The sequence below is a fragment of the Caballeronia choica genome, from assembly GCF_001544535.1.
GTDB lineage: Bacteria > Pseudomonadota > Gammaproteobacteria > Burkholderiales > Burkholderiaceae > Caballeronia > Caballeronia choica.
Window position 1 is genome coordinate 1 of record NZ_FCON02000291.1, and the last position, 5143, is coordinate 5143.

Annotated in this window: 2 protein-coding genes; one reads left to right on the plus strand and one right to left on the minus strand. The window is 54.7% G+C overall.

The window, feature by feature from the left end; all coding sequences use genetic code 11:
- Positions 1–637 precede the first annotated feature (637 nt).
- Positions 638–1159, plus strand: a complete 522-nt coding sequence (locus AWB68_RS42520) for a PH domain-containing protein (RefSeq protein ID WP_087650118.1) — start codon at positions 638–640, stop codon at positions 1157–1159.
- Positions 1160–1506: 347 nt separating this feature from the next.
- Here the strand turns inward: AWB68_RS42520 and AWB68_RS42525 are convergent, their stop codons facing one another.
- Complete coding sequence (locus AWB68_RS42525) at positions 1507–4938, minus strand: hypothetical protein (protein WP_125483258.1); 3432 nt, start codon at positions 4936–4938, stop codon at positions 1507–1509.
- Positions 4939–5143: the final 205 nt, after the last annotated feature.

Sequence of the window (5143 nt, forward strand, 5' to 3'; positions counted from 1 at the left end):
CTCTCCGAACGCTTCTCGTCATTCGTTGCGCTCGCCGCTGCATTCATCTGGATCTGCTAATTGTCAACACGCCCTAGCCCAACGGTTTTCCATGGCAATCTACCGCGTAATTGTGCAAAGCATTGATATTCCATCTGCTCGGGGCAAGTCGGAACACGGACGCCGTAGCAGTGCAACAAGATATTGATTTGAATGCGTCGAAAACACGCGCACCGAATATTTCGCGCGCAATATAACCCGGCCGTCTGATTTACGGCAAGAAAGCAGATCATGAACGGCCGCCGCCTCGAAGATGTGAACGACTGCTTTCTGATTCTGACCGACGTCTGAACGTCCTAGCGGAGGTGCGGAAGAATGACGCTTCTTGGCCGAACTTTGACGGATGACGACCGCCTCAGTTCGCTTCTCACCGGGCTTTCGCAGCGGCCCGCCTAACGACAGTTCCTCGCGTCGAAAGAGGCAGCGGGCCGGTCCGCAACGATCGCTGCGCTACAATCGCCCTATGTAACTGTGCTTGGCGTAACGGTCATGGCATCGTCGCCGGTCAGCAGTCAGTTCGCCGACGCGCAGCCGAATCAGGCAGCGCTGCCTTTCGACGGACGCCTAGAGCCGTCGGTCAGAAAAAGGAATATATGCGATGGCTAATCAGGTGATTTTCATCGGCGCGCCGTCGCAGGCCTGCATCCTCCCAGCGCTCCTGAAGGGGGGCGTTGTCATGGCAATGATTGGCGGTATACACGTCTGCACGTCGAACTCTTTCCCGATTCAGTGGAGTGTGCTGCTCGCACAAGCCGGCACGGTTTTGATCGGTGTCGGTTTGCCGTTCGTCAAGACCGCGTTCACCCGAATCGTCATCGATACCGCACGAATTACCTGGACGCAGGGCATTCTGCATCGCCGTGTGTCGACTCTCGAGCTTTCCCGGATTCAGCGCATTACCTCGATCCACCCACGGTGGCAACGCCTATTCAGAACCGGCTCGATCATCCTGACGACCAACGATGTAGCTCATCCCGTGAGGCGTTTGCCGGCCATCAGGAACGCGGATCAGCTCTGCAAGACGCTTGACGAGGCGGTAGCTATGCATCAGGAACGGCTTATTCCCGCATACACGAATGATCCGAACGCACCTGGTTACTCTCAGGTGCACAGTATTTGAACGGGCGACATCAGTTCGCAAATGCCAGATCTTTGCTGACAGTTCAATACAGGCCAGGCTCGGCCTGTTGGCACCGGCTGCAGTCGACCCACATTTGCCCTTCGATCCGACGCGACGGATACGGCAGCTTCCAAAGCGCAACGACCATTCAGGCGGCCTTCTCAACCGATCGGTTTCGGCCTTAGAGGTCATTCAATCTAGCTCGCAATCTGTGCGATCCGACTGCCCGCTTTCAGAGAAATCAGTCGCAAACTCGACTTATAAGAGACGCGGGACGTTGACGGCCGAAGCTTGCCATACGGCTGGAGGCGCACCGCAGAGCGCCTCATTGTTCATGCCCGGTCGACCTACGAATAGCGCACCGCGTCTTCTTCCTGCCGCCGGCACGCGGCCGTGATCTCCTCTGCAAACCCCTCGTTCAGCCTTTGCGAGAACTGGCGCAGTTGCGTGCGGGGATCGGATTGCCATTGCGCCAAGAGCTTCATCAGCTGTTGTAGTTGAGGAGTTGGTGAGCCCCAGTACATTCGCGGATGCAACCGGGACGATAGTTCCGTGAGCACCCCGTCTTGACTGTAAAACTCGTCTATAAACTTTTGAAAAATCGAGTGCCAAGTGAGCGAGCCGTCCTCCCCCTTGATGCAGATCGGAAGCCAGCGCAAAACAAGACGAGCACGAGCTGCCGGTTCTTCGCGAACCCAACCAAAATAGAAGTCCTCAGGAATCAGTGATAATATACCCGGTCCCATGTGGTCGTCACGCCGGGGCGCAATGAGGCGTTCAAGATGAAATCGCACGTGCCAATCATTCTTTACAAGCAACTGGGCTACTCCCGACCACACTTCCGATGGGCGGCTATTTGCAAGTAAGGTCAAACCTTGGCGAACCGGATCGTCAAGCGCATGGTAGATGTTACTGCGTTCCTCGCGGCAAATGCTCAGTAGTTGCTTGACAAGCGACCGCGCAAATTCTCGATCAACCAGATTCCTTTTGATCAACGTGGCGAGCAAGGTCTGAAAATGATGCCCGTCCATCGTGTTGACCACCTCATCAAACAGTTGTGGCGCAACTAAAGCAGCACGAAGAACAGGCAGAAACGGCTGCGGGAGATCTTTGCTGCCATGCAGCAGCATCGAGATAACGTCCAGAACAGTCCAAAGCCCTGTCGGCCCCTGATTGGAAAGCGCTTCGAGTAGTGGCACGACATCTTCCGCAGATAAGTGCTCCATACTTTTACCATACGACAAAACGGCGACCTGAGCCGGTTTCACTTCGCCAGCGACGACGAGCGAGGCAACCAAGTCCAGATCGGCCCGCTGCAATTTGCCAGAACCGATTAGTCCAATTGCGTCATCCTTCAACTTTTCCGACCGAAGTGCATGCCGGATACATTCACGGGCGAGCTCTGGATCACGGGCGTCAAAGCCAGCGACCAGCCCAGCAAAGAAGTCTCGGCTAGCCGGCTCTACGCACTTTTCGGCGCAAGACACAGACTGCAGGAATACCGCAAGTGGATCCGACGTGAGTTCCGCGAGTCGCCGGGCAAACGGAAACAGCGTCTTTGTTTTGGCACAAGCAAAGTGCTCTATAGCGCGGCCAAGCAGCATCGGATCGGTCGCTATTGTCGCCGCCAACGTATGCAGTTGACGCGGCACGTAATCGAAGTCAAGGTTCGAGGAATCCGTAGGGTCGTATACAACGTCCGGATCGTTGAGATCGGTTTGCCATCCGTTTGCATAAAGTGCGACCGATTCAATGGGATCCGTCGGCATCAATGCGTCAAAGTAGCGCCTAACTTCCAATGCAGTGGCTTCTGGCACCTCGCGTCGATCGAAGTAAAGCCATGCGCTGACTCCCTGTATCGCTTCAGGCCAAAAACCGTACGCACCGACAATCGACGAGACGGTGGCTTTGACTTCGCCTAACGGCAGATTCCCGATCAGTCCGCGAAGATGGCTACCAATAATGTCCTTGGCTCTTTTCCGAAGAGGATCGTCGCTCAGTGCGATGGCCGTCAGTCGCGAGATCGCGGCGCGAAAAAAGTCCAAAATCTCAGCAAGCGTTGAAGGTATCCAATCCTCTAATCGCTTACCGCTCCCTATCTCCTCCGACGCACCTCCCCGCATAAAGTGGTGCGTGTCGAGCATCTTGTCTAATGCTCCGAGGCAGACTTCGCGCTCGGCTGAATCTGTGGACCCCAATCCGTCATCGAGTACGAGCAACCTCATGCTAGGAGGGGCCTCAGTGCCAGCCAAATAGAGTTGGAACAACTGCTGGAATTGACCTGTCGCATTGTTCGAGATTCTAGTTTCCGTCTCAACGGTTGCTAGCCTCCGAAGCAATGTTGCGGCGGCATCGAAACTCTCTTTACGAAACGCCAATTTTTCAAGAGCCCAGACGAGGTGTCGCCTTCCTGCGCCCAGGCCTTTCAGCCCTTCGAAATCCAACCCACCAAACACTCGTTGAATCGCGACCATCACAAGCTGCGGGTCAACATGGACGAAACGATTAAGGCAATCAGCTCCGAAGTCCGTTTGTAGCACTTCCAAGTTGCCGAGACATTCGGCGCTGAGCATGCGTCGAGCGAACTCTCTCGCGAACGGGGAGTTGTCCAGCCACTTCATTCGGCTCAAAAGGCTTTTTTTCAGACGCTCGGGGCCCGCGAGGAAGAATGACTCGATTTTTCCATCGGTCATCAAGGTCAGTCGACGCGCGGCCAGCGCCGCGGCAAGCGGCACTGGTGCGATTTGTATATAATCACCGCGCTTTATCAAAATGCCCCGCTCGTTGAAGGATTTAATGCCTTCCACGAATTGATCCTGCGTCATCTGACCTAGGTGTTCTGCAACGAACGCGCCCTCATTGGCGGCATCTCCTGAGATGCCAATCCATTCGAACAATGCAACGATCTCCAGAGTTCTAAGCGAGCTGTCGTTAATCTGGCGCCGTCCCCAAACTATTCGGTGTAATAACTCCTCAGTTGACCGAATCGTCTTTTTACCAACACCGCCTTGAAGTGCGGCGAGAATCGCCATCTTGGGAAATCCCTTGGCGAGTTGCTCGATGAGTTGCACGTCCGAGTCACTCAGGTCCGGACCGACGCGTCTCGCGATTGCGGAGATTGTTTGGTCGGACGCGGGCTCCAGTCTGATAACAAGCGTATTATCTGCAGGTGCGATTCGCGTTTCTACGTCCATACTGACTAGCCGGAGTCTTGAGCCAGACCTACGAGCTATGGACATCAATTTTCTATGCATGTCATCTGGGCAATCGTCCACAACCATGATGGTTGGAGACCCGGAATCGGCCATTTCCACCGCGAGCTTGGCGGCTTCTTCACCAACGATACCAAGGTCCGCATAGACCAGGGCGGCGCTATCAATCGCATCACCTATCTGAACACGACTATTGAATAGCTCAAAGGCGAATCGGGTCTTTCCGAATCCGGACGCGCCGGAGATGCGCAAAGCTACTTTCTCTTCAGCCAAAAATTTCAGCGAATGCGACGCCGCCTGATCAAAAGTCCACGTATTCCGGTTGGTGTCTCTACGATCCTCCTCGGAAATAACGATCCCTTCCGGAGCGAAACGTGGGTGGTCATCATCGACCCAGGGAACATCTGCAATTTCCGGCATGAATTCCCATCCGTCCTGGGATAGGAAGCCCGCAACGGATCGTCCCCGTTGCACTTCTGAAAGCCAGACGGCGATTGATGGATGGGTTTTCACCCAATCAGCAATTCGGTTGGCGTCGTATATTTCGATGACACCGGAACGAGGCACACTGTTGCCGCACTCGCGTATTGCACTCAGAATCGCAGTTCGCAACTTCTTGATCTTTTGGCCAGTAAACGCTCGTGAACAAAAGATCACCCCCCCGCGTCAGAATACTTGTCGCTCCAATACAATCGATGAACCGGGGGCGATGATGAGAAAACGAATTGGCAAAATACGGACAAGCATTCAAGGACAGAGCTGTTGCGCGGTT

What these genes read in the sequence shown, in the direction of transcription:
- AWB68_RS42520 (WP_087650118.1), top strand. Translation starts at nt 638, where the DNA reads ATGGCTAATCAGGTGATTTTCATCGGCGCGCCGTCGCAGGCCTGCATC.